Here is a 15790-nt window from a genome sequence, read left to right as displayed (position 1 = left end):
AATGCAAAATTTCATGCACGAATGGTCTTATAAAGGAAGCATAATTTCCGTGACGAAGATCCCTGGCTCATTCTTGCGGTTGATATACCCGCCGTACTTCTCCACTTCCCGATTGATGCGCAGTAAGCCATGCCCATGGTTGCCTCGTTTGTGCGTGATGTATTCATCATCCATCTTCCGCACCACCTCCGCGGTCGCATTGGCAACGGAGATGTAAAGCTGCTGCTTAAAGACGCCGATATATAAACGGATAAACCGGTCCGACGCCAACCCTTCGCACGCTTCCATCGCATTGTCGATCAGATTTCCCAGAATCACGCACAGATCCAGATCAGCGACAGTAAGCTGACTCGGCACGGTCGCTTTGTAATCCAGCGCGATCTCTTTCTTGATCGCCATCGACAGTTTTGAATTCAGGATCGCGTCGACGTTCAGGTTGCCGCTGTCCACCAGTTCATAGACGTCTTCCAGATCCTGTTCCAGTGCGTTCAGATAGTTCTTCGCTTCCTCGATTTGATTCATCCGCAGCTGGGCTTTCAGATTCTGTAAATGATTGTGATAATCATGCCGCCAGCCGCGCATAATCTGATAGATATTATTGACTTCCTCCATCTGCTGAACCAGAATTTTATTCTGATATTCCATCATCCGGTCTTCATAACTGCGCCGCAGCAACCGCTGGTTTTCGCAGCCGATGCCGTAAAGCAAAAGGCTGATCATCAGAAAAAGCAGAAGCTGATCCTGCAATACACCGCAGCCGACGAGGAAAAGCATACTCACGCCGATCACCGCCAGAATCGCCGGCCGGCTCTGACTTCGCTGCTGTTCAAGGACAAGACAAAGCAGATAAGCAACGCAGAAAAACGGCAGAAAGGAGCGGGTTCCCATATAACTGAGCGCCGCGCCGGCCAGCACCGCCAGATCCAGCGCCAGACTTTTTCGCTGAAACCGCAGCCAGAGCAGAATCATCAGCCCGATTCCCGGCAAACACTCCACAAGATAAACCGCGATCATAAGCCTGTTCCTTTGTTATATTGAATGAACGCCTCGTTGACAATCTTTAACTGCGACCGGGCGACCGGCAGCGTAAACGGACCCGCAGAGATATCTTCACGGCGGATCTGATCCACCTTGGCGATATTGACCAGATACGAACGATGAATCATCACAAACGTTTCGTCCAGCATCGCCTTCAGCTCCCGGATGCCGATCTTCTCTTTCTGCCGATGATCTTCAAAAACAAGATGACAATAGTGGGCTTCCGCTTCCACATAAATTAGATCATTCAGGTTAATCCGGCTTCCGTTTAATAAAATCGAGTGCTGAGCTGCGGATTGAATTTCATCGAGGATCGCGAACAACGCCGCATCCTGAACTGGTTTGATCAGATACCGCAGAGCTTTGACCTCATAACCCTCAAACACATACTCCTTGATCGCCGTTAAAAACAAGATCGGTACCTGCGCGTCAGTCTGACGGATCTTGCGCGCCAGCTCCATCCCGTTCTGTTTCTTCATCTGGATATCGAGGATGATCAAATCAAACGGATATCGGCCGTCGCACTCAAAAAGCATCTGTTCTGCACTTTCATACCAGACCAGATCTGTTTTGCCCCAACGGCCAAGCGATTCTTCCAGAATCGCTTTCTGAGTTTTTTCATCTTCACAATAAGCGATTTTCATAATTTCATTTTATAATGTTCTCGATCTTCGCACAAGCCGGAATTCAAGCGTGAAGGAATAAGCGAGGTCGATTATTTCTGTTTTTATGGAAAACTATCGTCAGGCAAATAAAGTGTAACGCCTGTTTCTGATCGCTCCGATTGCATTGAAATCCATTTACGACTGTTTTATGGTTTGAAATTACACATTTTTCTAAAAAGCTACGCTGACCAATCCGCGCTTGAAGAATAAATGATTCAAGCGATCACGCCTGATCAAAGTAGCGGATTCAACGGCTGAGATCAGATTTTTACCGGGTTTAGGACAGGAATAGCATTTCCATACAAAGAAGCAGGCAAGATAAAGCTTGATATAAAACGTTATCTTGCCCGCCCTTTTTATTTTTGCCCAAATCCGATTAAGAACCTGAGATCAGCGGGCTGCCTGTCCTTTTTACGGTTTTGCTTTGCGTAAAAATTAAAAAACAGACAGAACAAAGCTTGATATCTCTGTCCTGTCTGCTTGTTTGTAAGAAGTTTCAAGTCTTTCCCCCAAATCGGGTGAGAACCTTAAACAACGTTTTAAGTTCAGATTTATTTCAGTTCTGCCGCAGCGTTTTCGCCCGCGACCTTACCAAAGACAACCGACTGGGAATATCCGCCGGACTGCCATGTCACTTCACCGGAAGCATACAGACCCTTGACGACAGTACCGTCTTCATACAGAACCTGCGCCTTTTCGTTAGCGACAACGCCGCCCTTGGTCATGTGATTTGCCGGTTCAACGCGAACGCCGTAGTACGGACCTTCCGCATCCAGCGCACGGGAAGGAACTTCGCCCAAGACCGCGTTTTCCGCGCCCGCTTCCGCATCTGCGTTGTACTGTTCAATGCTGGCCTTCAATCCAGCAGCATCAACACCCAGCGCTTCCGCCAGTTCTTCAACCGTCTTGCCTTCCGCATAGTAGCCCAGACCGACATGCTTGCGGATTCGATAGAATGAATCGTAGCCCGTCTTATCTGTGATATAGAAGGCCGCGCCATCCGGCTGACCCTGAACCATCGCTGCGCGATCCAGTCCGCCGTTGTTGTCGTTCAGCAGTTCGCCGGCTTTGTTGACTAACAGATTCATGTCCGCACCGCCTGTCAGATCCCGGCGTGGAACGATGATGTTGGAGAACACGCTCATCTTGCCCATGTTTTCCATCTGGAAGCCGTTCTTTTCAAAGACTTTGACAAAGTCGCCCGTCGTGCCCATCTGGTTCGACGTATTCATGACTTCGTAGCCCGGAGCATATTCGGCTAACAGCTCCTTGTTGCTGCAGAAGCCGCCGGTAGCGATGATGACTGCCTGCGCGTTGATGTCATACGATTCGTTATCGTTGTTTGTGACTTTCACGCCGATGACGTCCTTGCCGTCCAGAATCAGATCTTCACCCTTAGTGCCAGTGCGGATATCGACGCCCAGTTCCTTCGCCGTCTTTTCCAGACCTGCCTGAATGACTTCGCCGGAATACTGGTTGTCTTCCGCCATGTGGTTGGTTCCGCCATAGTTGTAGTTCAGCTCGACGCCCATCGCGCGCAGCCAGGCATCCAGTTCGTTTTCCTGGTTGGCCCAGACTTCGATGCGTTCGGCGCTTTCGCCGGATTTCGACTTGCTTTCAATGAAGTTTTCGACCTGATTGACCGTCCATTCCTCATTGCCCGCTTTTTTCTGAGCTTCGGTATTGATGATATCGAAGAAGTTCATATCGAATTTGCCGTTGCCGCTCAGGATATCCAGTTTTTCAACCAGAATCACGTTGGCATTCGCGTTGGTCTGCTTCGCGCCGATGGCTGCCGCTAATCCCGAAGGACCGCCGCCGACAACGACGATATCGCAGGTTTCCGCTTCACGCTGAGACGCTGGTTTTTCCGGTCCCTGCGTGGTCATCGTGATGTCTTCCACATCCATGCCCGCCTGCTTCATCGCATCCGCAACCGCAGCCTTCACGCCAAACGACGAGAATGTCGCAGCCGTCACGCTGTCAACGACCGGCGAGTTGGCTTCCAGAATTCTCTCTTTAATCACCGGGAACGCGCGATCAATGACGACATTGGTTTCGTGGCTGTCCACCAGCTCGATGTCCGTAATCTTCTGATCGGCGATCGTGACTTTCAGATTCATCTCTCCGCCATAACCTGTACCCTTGACGTCATAGACGCCGGAGTTTGCCGTGTCAGGAGTTTTTTCCTGACTTGGTTCCGCAGGCGTATTTGAGCAAGCAGTCATGCTTGCCGCTAATAAACCCGCAAGACCGACCTTCACAAATTTGTTGTTCATGTTTCCTCCTATGTAGATCTCCTCTACAACCCCTATTTTACAGAAATCTCTCCATCCGTCAAGTGAATATAATCACAAAGATTTCACAAAATAAACACAATATATCCAGATCATGGCTTCACTCTGAGGCTTTCTTGATCTTTCTGGAATCATTTTCAGGAACTGAAAAGTTTTTGGAAATGAAAAGAAACCCGCTTTCTGCTCGAAAACGGGTCTTTTTTGCTTTATTTTCGCATTTCTTCGCGGACTTCGCAGAAGCAGCGGACAATCGTGTCGATGTCTTCGCGGGTATGCGCGGCACTGACCTGCGTGCGGATCCGGGCTTTCCCCTTCGGGACGACCGGATAGGAGAAGGCGACGACGTAGATGCCTTTGTCCATCATCCGTCTGGCCATTTCCCCGGCGGTCTTTTCATCATAAAGCATAACCGGTACGATCGGATGCACGCCCGGGATGATATCGAAACCGGCGTCCGTCATTTTCTGACGGTAATAAGCGGTGATGTCTTCAAGATGATCGCGCAGCGAGGTATCGGCTTCCAGAATCTTGAAGACTTCCAGCGAAGCGGCGACGATGGCCGGCGCCAAGGTGTTGGAGAACAGATACGGGCGGCTGCGCTGACGAAGCAGATCGACAATTTCCTGACGCGCCGCCGTAAAGCCGCCGGAAGCCCCGCCTAACGCCTTGCCCAGCGTGCCGGTGATGATGTCCACACGCCCTTCCACGCCGCAGTATTCCGCCGTTCCCCGGCCATGCTTTCCGACAAAGCCGGCGGAATGACTGTCGTCGACCATGACCAGCGCATGAAATTCGTCGGCCAGATCGCAGATGGATTTCAGATCGGCGATGATGCCGTCCATTGAGAACACACCGTCGGTGGCGATCAGCTTAATCCGTGCTCCGGCTTCCTCCGCGGCGATCAGCTGCTGCCGCAGATCGGCCATGTCATTGTTTTTATAACGGAAGCGCTTGGCTTTGCATAAGCGCACGCCGTCGATGATGCTGGCATGATTCAGCTCATCGCTGATCACCGCGTCCTCCGGTCCCAGAATCGTCTCGAACAGACCGCCGTTGGCATCGAAGCAGGAGGAATACAGGATCGTATCGTCCATGCCCAGAAAGTGCGAAATCGCCGCTTCCAGTTGTTTGTGGCTGTCCTGCGTACCGCAGATAAACCGCACGGAAGCCAGACCGTAACCCTTTTCCTCATACGATTTCTGCGCCGCCTGAATCAGACGCGGATCGTTGCCCAGACCGAGATAGTTATTCGCGCACATGTTGATGACCTCACGGCCATCTTCCAGTCTCACATGCGCGGATTGGGGTGTGACGATCGGACTTTCACCTTTGAACAAACCGGCTTCTTTAATGTCTTTGACTTCCTGAGCGTAATAGTGCAGCGCTTCAATCTTATTCATTCTTTTTCCTCCTTCTGCAGCGAACTCCAGTCCAGCACCACTTTGCCGGATTGTCCGGAGTTCATCGCCGCGAATCCTTTTTCATAATCCTGAATATCGAACCGATGAGTGATCACAGCGTCGATGTTCAGGCCGCTCTGCAGCATCGTCGACATCTTATACCAGGTTTCCCACATCTCCCGGCCATAGATGCCCTTGATCGTCAGCCCGTTGAAAATGACTTTTTCCCAGTTGATCCGGGCGTCCGCTTTCTGTAAGCCTAAAAGTGCGATCTTGCCGCCGTTTTTCATGTTGTCGATCATGTCGTTGAAGCCGGACTGCACGCCGCTCATCTCCAGACCGACGTCGAAGCCTTCCTTCATGCCCAGTTCACGCATCACCTCCGGCAGCTTCTCCTGAGCGACGTTGACCGTGCGGGTCGCTCCGAGCGTCCTGGCCAGATTCAGACGGTATTCGTTGACATCCGTGACGACGACATGCCGCGCTCCGACATGGCGGGAGATCGCCGCCGCCATGCATCCGATTGGCCCGGCGCCGGTGATCAGCACATCCTCGCCGATCATATTGAACTGCAGCGCTGTATGCACCGCGTTGCCTAACGGATCAAAGCATGAATATAATTCCTCGCGGATCGACGGATCGCAATGCCACGCGTTTTTCGCCGGAATCACGAGGTACTGCGCGAATGCGCCGTTGCGGTTGACGCCGACGCCCTGGGTGTTGCGGCATAAATGCGGCTGCCCCGCCAGACAATTCCGGCAATGGCCGCAGGTGATATGCCCTTCCCCGCTGACAAGGTCGCCAATCTGGAAACCTTCGACATTCTCGCCAACCTCGACGATTTCCCCGACATACTCATGCCCGGCGGTCAAGCCGATCGGAATTGTATGCTGTGCCCATTCGTTCCAGTTATAAATATGCACGTCGGTGCCGCAGATCGACGTCTTGCGGATTTTGATCTTCACGTCATTTTTGCCGCATTTCGGAATTGGTACCTGTTTCAGCGTTAAGCCGACGTCTGCCTTATCCTTCACTAAAGCCCACATCCATTTTCCTTCGCTCATCTTGTTCCTCCTTCATTCTTGTAAGCGGTCTCTTTGATTTTATAGTGCCTTAGTTTCCAGTGAAATGCAAGACACTTTTTTGAATTTGTCCGCAATATAAAGACAGTTCTTCGATTTATCCGCGATGCTTTCTGAAATTTGTGAAAACTCGTTGAAAATGAAAACTTTCCTCTGATTTACGCCCGGCTTATCTCTGCTTTTTTCATGATTCGACAAAATTCGGCAACAATAAAAAGGAGAAAGGAGGAATCGTGATTGAAAATCGAAGCTAAAAACACGAAGCGACAGCACCGGAGTTCCCGCCTGCCAATCCTGTTGTTCAGCATGGCAGGAATCGGCGCAGCAGTGGCCGGATCCCTGTTTCTGAGCACACAAGGCTGGTCAGAAACCACGCGCCCCAGCTTCCTGGAAGCAGAAGACCGGCAGTTGGATCAGGCGCTGCATGAAAAACAAGACGCGGCAGAAATTGTCGTTTTCTATCCGCAGGAACCGCAGGCTGTCCAAGCCACAGCCCGGCAGCAGGCTGGCTTGTTGATGAGCGCGTTGTCAACGGCATACGCCGAGTGGCCGGCTGCCAGTCAGGAAGATCCAAAACCGATCCTGATCAAAGCGGATTATCATACTGAAGCTTTGGCGCAGAACGCCATGTCGGTTGTCTATTTAATTCAGAAAAAAGTCGGCGATCATATCGAGGAAGAACACTGGGGTTACATGCTTGATCAACAGACAGGGGAATTGATCGGCGCAGAACAGGCTTTCGATCAAACCGGGCTGGAGCGGATCTCCGCGCTTTTCCGGGATGCGATGAAAAATCAGGAGGCTACCCGCTCCCTCGCATACACGCTGCCGTTTATTCAGGCCAGCGCCCCGCGGGCAGAGAATTTCTCCCGGTTTTATTCTGAGGGGGATCAACTGACATTCCTCTTTGATCTTCCCGTCCCCGCAGAGACGTTAAAGGAAAACGGCGAAGCTGAACGGGAAGAAGAAATAAGCCACGACGAAGTCAATATTGACGCAGAAAGTAAATTGGATAAAAGCAAACAGGAAACCTCGGAACAGGAATCAATCCATCTGGACCCCGAAAGTCCGCTGCAATGGTCGCTGGACCGGGCGCAGCTGGGTTCTCATTTTCTGTTAAAACCTGCGGAAGACAGCGGGAATCTCTTCATTCCTCCAAGAACTGTCGATCCTGACCGGCCGATGGTGGCGCTCACCTTCGACGATGGTCCGCACCCCAAGAATACGCCGCGGATTCTGGAAGCTTTGCGAGCCAGCGACGGGGCATGTACATTTTTCATGGTTGGGACCAACGTCGAGCTTTATCCGGACGTTGTCAAAGCGGTTGCGGAGAGCGGCAGTGAAATCGCGTCGCATACTTACAGTCATCCGAATCTGACCAAACTGTCCAACGATCGCCTGAACTATCAGCTAAACCGCGTCAGCGAACTGGTCAGCGAGTTAACCGGCCGCCAGATACAGGTCAAAACGCTGCGTCCGCCCTACGGCGCTGTCAGCGAACAAGTCAAAGAGGCTTCCGCTGTGCCGCTGATCTTGTGGAGCATGGACACGCTGGACTGGAAAACCCGCGATGCACAGAAAACGATCAGCCATGTCCTTGAAAACGTGGAAGACGGCGATATCATTCTGATGCATGACATTCACGCGGAATCTGCGGACGCCGCCGCAGCGATTATCCCGCAGTTGACCGCGATGGGTTATCAGCTTGTCACCGTTCAGGAACTGATGGAAGCAAAGGGACTGGAAATGGTTCCGGGACAGAAGATTTTCAGCGGTCATCCCGCTTCGCAATAATGGATCGCAAAACGCCAGCTTGCTTTAAAAGACCGGCCGCAAGCTTCTGATTGCCTTGCGCAGACAAGCTTTCATGGTTAAAAATAATCCATGAACATTGAAAAAAGGCATATCCCCGTCTGACGTTCGACGCTTGGATATGCCTTTTTTGATTTTCAGTTTACGATTCCGTTTCTTCCAGACAATGAATCAATTCCAGAATCCGGTTCAAATCCTGCGTACCGGAATACTGAATCACGATCTGTTTCTTATCGACCTTGACGCGGGTCTGCAGCTTGTTCTGCATGACTTCCTCAACATACAACAGATTCGGGTCTTCCGCCTTCTTGGCGGCCTTCGGTTTCGGTTTTTCCTGCCGTTCCTTGACCAGCCGTTCCACCTCGCGCACAGACAGACCTTCCTCGGCGATCTTCATCGCCAGATCATAGGCTTCGCCCTCATCCTCAATCGTGACTAACGGGCGCACATGCCCCATTGACAATTTATTCTCCGTGACCAGCTGCTGGACAGATTTCGGCAGCTTTAACAGTCGCAGGGTGTTGGTGATGTGTTCGCGGGATTTCCCGACGCGCTGGGCCAGTTTTTCCTGCGTGTAGTCCAGCCGTTCGATCAGGCGCTGATATGCCTGAGCTTCTTCAATCGCGTTCAGGTCTTCGCGCTGGATGTTTTCCAGCAGCGAGATTTCCATCATCTGTTCTTCGGTGAACTCCATGACGATCGCGGGAATCGTCTTCAATCCTGCCTTCTTACTGGCGCGGACGCGGCGTTCACCGGCGATCAGCTCGTAGCCTTTGACCGATTTGCGCAGCAATACCGGAGTGAAGACGCCATGCTCCTTGATTGACTGAGCCAGCTCGCCGATCTTCTCGTCGTCGAATATTTTACGCGGCTGGTAGGGATTCGGCCGGATCTCCGACAGCTTGATCTCGCTCTGGCGGCTTTCGTCGCCCTGCTGGATCTCCTCGATCACATTGCTTAAATCCTCGCCGAAAATGGCTCCCAGGCCTTTCCCCAGCCGGGCTTCATCCTTTTTCATTGGCTTTTGCCTCCTTTGCGTTATAGGAAATGACTTCCTTTGCTAACGATGCGTAGGCCTTGGCTCCTTCCGATTTTACGTCATATTCAAAAATCGTGGCGCCGCGGGAAGGCGCTTCCGACAGCTTGACGTTGCGCGGAATATACGTCTTATATACCCGCTCCTTGAAATACCGCCGGACTTCCTGCTGGACTTCGACGCTCAGCTTGGTCCGCGCATCAAACATCGTCAATAATACGCCTTCGATCATCAATTTATTGTTGAAAAGACGCTGTACCAGACGAATCGTCGACAACAGCTGCGTCAACCCTTCCAGCGCATAGTATTCACATTGCACCGGGATGATCACCGAATCCGCGGCCGTCAGGGCGTTGGTGTTCAGCAGTCCCAGCGAAGGCGGGCAGTCGATGATGATGTAATCGTAATCGTTCTTCACGGCGACCAGTTTGTTTTTCAGCAGCTTCTCGCGGCCATATTTGTATTCGACCATTTCCAGATCCGCCCCGGCCAGGTCAATCGTCGCCGGCAGGATATCCAGCGGCGGAATCTTCATGGTTTTCACAGCGTCTTTCACTTCCACGTCGCTCATAATGACGTCGTAAATACTTTTTACAAAGCTCTGGCGGGTCGCGCCGACGCCCTGCGTCGCATTGCCCTGCGGGTCAAAATCGACCAGTAATATTTTTTTGCCGAGATAGGCCAGTCCGGCGGAGAGATTGATGCTCGTCGTCGTTTTTCCGACGCCGCCCTTCTGATTGGCGATGGCAATGATTTTTCCCATTTTTTCACATCCTTTTATCTTGATTTAATCCTCACTCGGTATTCACAGAGCATAATTGTCCCCCAGCAAGGTAGGCGAACCTTCCTGTCTTACAGGCAATCTGTTTTATCCATCGCCTGTTGACCTCTGGCCTGTTTTTGTCAGGACCTTCCTTAAAAGTATGGGGTGTCTTCCTTATTTATTGGGAAACTTAATGATAATCCGGACGTCGTTGTCCGTTTCTGCTTCCTCAGTTTCAATCGCGATCCCGGTGCGGCGAACCATCTCCACCGCCTGGTAAATTGTGTTCACCGCGATTTTAATATTGCGGGCAAATCCTTTGAAGACCGGTTTCTTCGCTTCGGTTTTCGGCTGCGGTGCTTCTTTCATGCTGGTGATCAGCTGTTCTGTCTGACGGACGTTCATGCCCTTCTTTACGATTTTTTCATAGACTTCCCGCTGCTTTTCCGGCTCCACCGAAAGCAGCGCCCGCGCATGGCGTTCCGTAATCTTACGGGAGGAGATACCTTCCTGAATTTCATCCGGCAAATTCAATAACCGCACCTTGTTTGCGATCGTGGACTGGGATTTTCCCATTTTGGACGCCAGTTCTTCCTGCGTCATGCCGGCAGAGCGCATGATCTGGATGTACGCCTTGGCTTCTTCGATGGAAGTCAGGTTCTCGCGCTGAATGTTTTCCACTAACGCCAGCTCCGCTAATTTTTGTTCGTCGGCGCTCATGACATTGCATGGAACTTCGCTGTATCCGGCCAGAATGCAGGCTTTGTAGCGGCGTTCCCCGGCAATGATTTCATACCCGTCTTCGTCTTCCCGAACCGTGATCGGCTGGATCAGCCCATTCTCCCGGATCGACTGCGCCAGCTCCATCAGCGCGTCTTCGTTAAATTCCAGCCGCGGCTGGTGACGGTTGGGATGAATCTGCTCGATTGATATTTCCCGAACTTCTCTCATAAAAACACTCCTTTACAACGGACTCTTTTTGATTTTCGCATAGGCGCGCGGATACTGCGGCGGCGTGGTTCTGACCTTGCGGTAGGTCAGATTGACGCGCGCTGAGCCGTCCTGCAGATGGACTTCCTCTGCCTTTTCCAATTCCGCGCCCAGAATTTTCGTCGCTTTTTCCGCCTCGGCTTGTTCTTCAAATCCGGCGGCCCCCTTCATGGCGACAAAGATTCCATTCTTTTTTACTAACGGCAGACACAGCTCCGACAGCACGCGCAGATTGGCGACGGCCCGCGCCGTGACCAAATCAAACGATTCGCGATGTTCTTTCGCGTAGTCCTCAGCCCGGACATTCAAACATTCGACATTGTCCAGCTGAATCTCGCGGCATACTTCCTTGAGAAAAACAACCCGCTTGTTCAGCGGTTCTAAAATTGTGATCTTCATTTGAGGATTCATAATTTTTAACGGCAGGGAAGGAAAGCCCGCGCCCGCCCCGACGTCGCACAGGTGGACAGCGTCCAGCGCCATGCCGGCAAACGGAACCAGAGAATCATAGAAATGCTTTTCCAGCACTTCCTCCCATTCCGTGATGGCAGTAAGATTTATTTTTTCATTCCATTCCCGCAGCAGCTGCGCATACCGCACAAACTGATTCTGCTGAACAGCGGAACATTCGATTTTCTTTTGCCGACAGGCTTCGATAAATTCTTCCCATTTCATACTGCATCCTCCGCATGGGTTATTATAGCAAAATTCTCTCCTGTTCTAAAGCACTTCTTCCCATGAAATTGATGTTTCATCGTTTTTCATCGCCAGGATTTTGCTTTCTTCTGAAACACGTTATGAGTTTTTACATCAGGAGTTTTCTTTGATGAAGAAGTTCTGCCTTCCTTTTCGGATTCTTTTCCGACTGAACTGCCTGATCAAGCGGAGGCAGGAAGCGCTGCATCTGTCTTTTGCGGATGCCGGATTGATTTCGATCTGACTTTCGCGGGTTGGTTTCATAAAGCCATTTCCTACAAGGTTTTCCTTTGCGGCCGGACTTTGATCGCAACGGTGAAAGATCTGTTTTGTTCCTTATACTAAATAAGGAGAAACTGCCGCGGATCAGGAATCCGGTTTGCCTTTCTTCAGCGATTGTGATACCCTGTTTTTAACGGATTTTTTCAGGGAGGAAAGGAGAAACCACAGATGAAGGACAGAAAACCAATCCGGCTGATCGCCAGCGATCTGGACGGCACGTTATATCATGGAGCGCAGGAACTGGGGAAAATGACGCCGGCCAACCGGGATGCGATCATCCGCTGGAAGGATGCGGGCAATCGGTTTTTGATCGCCACGGGAAGACGGGCATGTACGCGTGAGGAAATCATCCGCGATTACGCTGTCGACTGCGATATCATCGCCTGCAACGGCGCGAAGGTGATACTGAACGACCAGCTGTTATGGAGCCGGGAAGTCATGCCGCCGGAGCTGAACGAGCTGTGTGATTTGTGCGAACCGTTTCGCGATGAATTGGATTTCGTATTGGATATCGACATCACCGAGCGGATCACCTATCAGGCTGACAGCCTGATTCAAAAGCGATTCCCAGAAGATCTTTACCTGCGGCAGGTCCGCGATTATTTGAACCAGCCGCAAACCGCGTATCCCAATAAGATTTTTATGATCCTGGCCGATCCGGCAAGGCTCCCATTTTTCCTGGATTACTTCGGCAAACATTTCCAAGGCCGGCTGGCCGTGACCAGCAGCGGTCCGGATCTGGTGGAAATGAGCTGCGCAGGCTGCAGCAAGGGAGCTGCTTTATTGGAGATTCTGGATCGGTTAGGTCTGGATCGGAAACAGGCCGCCGCCATCGGCGATGAACAGAACGATCTGGATATGCTGCAAAGCATTCCATATGGCTTCGCGATGAATTCAGCCCGCCCGGCGATCAAAGCTCAGGTTCCTTATTCTGTCGATTCGGTTCATGATTTGATCGACGCCTGTCTGCGGTACAATGCGGCATGCGAACAGCCGTCCGCCGCAAATGATCGAAATTTTCCCGAAAACTTCCGATCTTCCCACACTTCAATCTACTAAACAATTCCTCTCGGACTTGTCTCTGGTCTTCAAATTTCAGTCTTTCCTGTAAAAAACGCAGGTCTGTTTTCAAATGCAGCATAGATCATAATAAAAGGAGAAAACAATCATGAAAAATAAACTGTTCCGCGCTTTGGCGCTATCCGGCCTTGTTGCCCTGTTCACTGCCTGTCAATCCACACCAACCGCCACAGCACCGTTAAGCGTGTCGCCGCACACGCTTTCCGAAGATACCCAGACTCTGCTTGATTTAATGCCGCAAGGGGATTCCACCTTCTTTTTTGATTTGCACCTCAACGAGACCGTCGATGGGCTGGAAGTTCAGAGCTGGACGTTAAACGCGGATCATCAATGGCAGGAGGAGGCCGGCGGCGGAACCAGCGGGATGCTTGAACACGACGATAAAATCCTGATGATTCAGGTTTTAGCCGATCAGTCCCGCTTTGCCTGGTCTTGCGGCGGCGTGTCTTCCCCGGGCGTCCCGATTGGCGAAGACGGTGCTTATTTCACTTCAGACTGGGGAGCACGCGGAACGGATCGTCTGGATGAAACCATCGACGTTCCGTTGAACCAACCGGTGCCGCTGCTTTTGATACTTGAAAAAGATGGCGGCAGCGATGGACAGCTTTCAATGGAGGTCAACGATCTGATGCAAAGTTTAGAACACCCGGAACAGGTCGATGCCGACCGGGCTTTGTTGATCACCGTCAAGTTTCGATAAAGGAAATTCAGATCATCCATTTTTAAAGAATGAAGATCGAAGGTTTTGGCGTTTATGCCAGAACCTTTTTTGATGTGAATTGCCAACATGAACAGGATTTCTTTCTTCTTTCTTCATTAAAAGCGCTGTTTCGCACGAAGATGCAGGTACAATTTTTACAGTAAACCAGAAAAAAGCCTGGTTCACCCAGGTTTTAGTACAAAGCAATGTCCGCTTCAATCTGAAGCATTGCCACAAATTCAGTTGTTTTCCATTTTTCCAAGTAAATTATCCTTGTTCAGCTTATTTTCTATACTGAACATGTTCAATGACTAGAAATAGGACAGTCATTATAAATGTCAAGCTATTCAGTATTATAAAAACGTTCGCCAAAAAATCCATATCTCTGAAGATATAACTTGTCAGAACGGAGCACAGGAGTAATAATGCAAATATTGCGCTTTTTTTCATAATTAATTCACTCTCATTCTTTAACATGGGAAATCTGATTTTTATTTTTTAACAACTTATAGATCCGTATCTGTGTATACGCAATCCTTTTGCCATGTTGGATCTTTTCCGCCTTAGTAAGCAAGGAAAACATGATCCGCCAGGAAAACAGAACTATTGCCGCAAAGTATACGTCGCCTGTTGCCGAACTTCCTCTTTTGGAAGCAGCGCCCGGACAGCGTGCAGTAGTTCAAGTACCCCTTCCCGCTGCCCTTCATCAGGAAGAGTCACGGTGATCAACGTCAGCTGTGCGCCGCAAATAATCTGGGCCGCAAGCTGAAGTTCGTCCTTGGACGCATACCAGCCATACCGACAGACGCCCTCACCCGCCTGGAATTCCTCGATATCCTGGACTTTCTCAAATCCCTGCTCAAAGAAAATCGCATCTCCCTGATTGCGGGAAAACCCGGTGATCTGCCAGAGCGGACAGCGCGGGTCGCTTCCATCTGTCCATAAATTGATTCCCCGGCCTTGTTCCGTCTGCTTATATTCATATTTATATTTCCCAGGGAATACAAACTTGACGTTGCCGAAATCCTGCGTGATCCGGTCCCGGCGATACCCGATCTTTGTTTCATAGCACAGCTCAGGAACCCCTGTCAGATCCAGCGGATCTTTGCCATCCAGCTGACAAAGCTTGTAGTACGCTTCAATCGGAAAGGGCAGCGTTCGGTCCATCATCAGCGCCTGTTCCAGATGGGAGAAGATAAATTCGTTGGTCTGCCGATCCAGCTCACTGCGGGAAGACGGCGCGAAATAACAATGCTCCCACAACTGGTTCAACGCACAGTTCCGGTAATACAGTGCGTCCTTGATCGGATTCTTCCAGATAAAGAACTGATCGGCGAATGCCTCGATGCCGTCTTCCAGCTTCTCAGCCAATGCGGAAATTGAAAATCGGCCCATGTGCGTGATGATCGTGCCGGGAATTTCCCGGGGCATATATTGATTCAGATCCCAGCATAAGCACAGGCTGGTATATTCATCCTCTTCCATCTGATGAATCGGAATCGTCGTCAGCGTTGCCAGCCAGGGATAAAAATGATCCTCTACCATTTTCTTAAAATCATGGTAGATCATATATTCCGCTTCATCCTCAAACAGAATTTCAAGATTCAGCCGATCCGCCAGCGTCTCAATAAAATCAGCGGCCGCTTTGTGCAGCCCCGGTCCCGCCGGCGTCGTCACGCACTCACCTGACATGATCCAATGATTCATCTCTTCCTGTTGGAATTGAATTTCCAGAATTCCAATCGGGCAGAACGATAAGCTCACGCTGTTTTCATCCGGAAAAGCCGGGATGTTCCACTGTTCCGCCAAGTCCATAATTTCTTCCCGGACTTCACTTACATCCTGAATCTGAGCCTCAAACGAAAGTCCAATACTCATCGCCAACCCTCCTGTTCTTTCTTTTTCTTATTATAACATATTCCCCACGCCGCATTTCCATCCGCAAAGAA

The 15790-nt window shown here is 50.7% G+C and carries 13 protein-coding genes; 3 read left to right on the top strand and 10 right to left on the bottom strand.

Annotated elements, in window-relative coordinates; translation table 11 throughout:
- Positions 1 to 27: 27 nt before the first annotated feature.
- From I2D94_RS02655 to tdh, 5 genes are all read right to left on the bottom strand, one after another.
- A complete protein-coding gene (locus I2D94_RS02655; RefSeq protein ID WP_229056727.1) occupies positions 28 to 1014 on the bottom strand; it encodes a sensor histidine kinase in 987 nt (328 codons plus the stop codon).
- On the bottom strand, positions 1011 to 1682 hold the full coding sequence (locus I2D94_RS02650) for a LytTR family DNA-binding domain-containing protein (RefSeq protein ID WP_195395515.1): 672 nt from the start codon (positions 1680 to 1682) through the stop codon (positions 1011 to 1013). The genes I2D94_RS02655 and I2D94_RS02650 overlap by 4 nt, the downstream gene beginning before the upstream one ends.
- A gap of 572 nt (positions 1683 to 2254) precedes the next feature.
- Positions 2255 to 3982, bottom strand: coding sequence for an FAD-binding protein (locus I2D94_RS02645; protein ID WP_195395514.1), 1728 nt, complete (start codon positions 3980 to 3982; stop codon positions 2255 to 2257).
- A gap of 224 nt (positions 3983 to 4206) precedes the next feature.
- Positions 4207 to 5400 (bottom strand): glycine C-acetyltransferase, encoded by a 1194-nt coding sequence (locus tag I2D94_RS02640; RefSeq protein ID WP_195395513.1) that lies wholly within the window; start codon positions 5398 to 5400, stop codon positions 4207 to 4209.
- Positions 5397 to 6446, bottom strand: a complete 1050-nt coding sequence (gene tdh / locus I2D94_RS02635) for an L-threonine 3-dehydrogenase (protein ID WP_370544603.1) — start codon at positions 6444 to 6446, stop codon at positions 5397 to 5399. The genes I2D94_RS02640 and tdh overlap by 4 nt, the downstream gene beginning before the upstream one ends.
- Before the next feature lie 273 nt (positions 6447 to 6719).
- Here tdh and I2D94_RS02630 point away from each other — a divergent pair, with 273 nt between their 5' ends.
- A complete protein-coding gene (locus I2D94_RS02630) occupies positions 6720 to 8276 on the top strand; it encodes a polysaccharide deacetylase family protein (RefSeq protein WP_195395511.1) in 1557 nt (518 codons plus the stop codon).
- Positions 8277 to 8436: 160 nt separating this feature from the next.
- Here the strand turns inward: I2D94_RS02630 and I2D94_RS02625 are convergent, their stop codons facing one another.
- From I2D94_RS02625 to rsmG, 4 genes are all read right to left on the bottom strand, one after another.
- On the bottom strand, positions 8437 to 9312 hold the full coding sequence (locus I2D94_RS02625) for a ParB/RepB/Spo0J family partition protein (RefSeq protein WP_072685142.1): 876 nt from the start codon (positions 9310 to 9312) through the stop codon (positions 8437 to 8439).
- Positions 9299 to 10093: a ParA family protein gene (locus tag I2D94_RS02620; protein WP_072685143.1), complete on the bottom strand. Its 795-nt coding sequence runs from the start codon at positions 10091 to 10093 to the stop codon at positions 9299 to 9301. Before I2D94_RS02620 ends, I2D94_RS02625 begins: the two co-directional genes overlap by 14 nt.
- A gap of 174 nt (positions 10094 to 10267) precedes the next feature.
- Positions 10268 to 11044 (bottom strand): nucleoid occlusion protein, encoded by a 777-nt coding sequence (noc, locus tag I2D94_RS02615; protein WP_072685144.1) that lies wholly within the window; start codon positions 11042 to 11044, stop codon positions 10268 to 10270.
- 12 nt (positions 11045 to 11056) lie between these two features.
- Positions 11057 to 11758 (bottom strand): 16S rRNA (guanine(527)-N(7))-methyltransferase RsmG, encoded by a 702-nt coding sequence (gene rsmG, locus I2D94_RS02610; RefSeq protein WP_195395510.1) that lies wholly within the window; start codon positions 11756 to 11758, stop codon positions 11057 to 11059.
- A 471-nt stretch (positions 11759 to 12229) separates the two neighbouring features.
- Here rsmG and I2D94_RS02605 point away from each other — a divergent pair, with 471 nt between their 5' ends.
- Positions 12230 to 13120: an HAD-IIB family hydrolase gene (locus tag I2D94_RS02605; protein ID WP_195395509.1), complete on the top strand. Its 891-nt coding sequence runs from the start codon at positions 12230 to 12232 to the stop codon at positions 13118 to 13120.
- 109 nt (positions 13121 to 13229) lie between these two features.
- Positions 13230 to 13841 (top strand): hypothetical protein, encoded by a 612-nt coding sequence (locus I2D94_RS02600; protein WP_195395508.1) that lies wholly within the window; start codon positions 13230 to 13232, stop codon positions 13839 to 13841.
- Between the two features lie 603 nt (positions 13842 to 14444).
- Here the strand turns inward: I2D94_RS02600 and I2D94_RS02595 are convergent.
- Positions 14445 to 15719: a hypothetical protein gene (locus I2D94_RS02595; RefSeq protein ID WP_195395507.1), complete on the bottom strand. Its 1275-nt coding sequence runs from the start codon at positions 15717 to 15719 to the stop codon at positions 14445 to 14447.
- Positions 15720 to 15790 lie beyond the last annotated feature (71 nt).

It is taken from the genome of Holdemania sp. 1001302B_160321_E10 (genome assembly GCF_015552275.1).
Lineage (GTDB): Bacteria > Bacillota_I > Bacilli_A > Erysipelotrichales > Erysipelotrichaceae > Holdemania.
The sequence above is the reverse complement of the archived record's forward strand: the minus strand, read 5'-3'. Positions and strand labels throughout refer to the sequence as shown.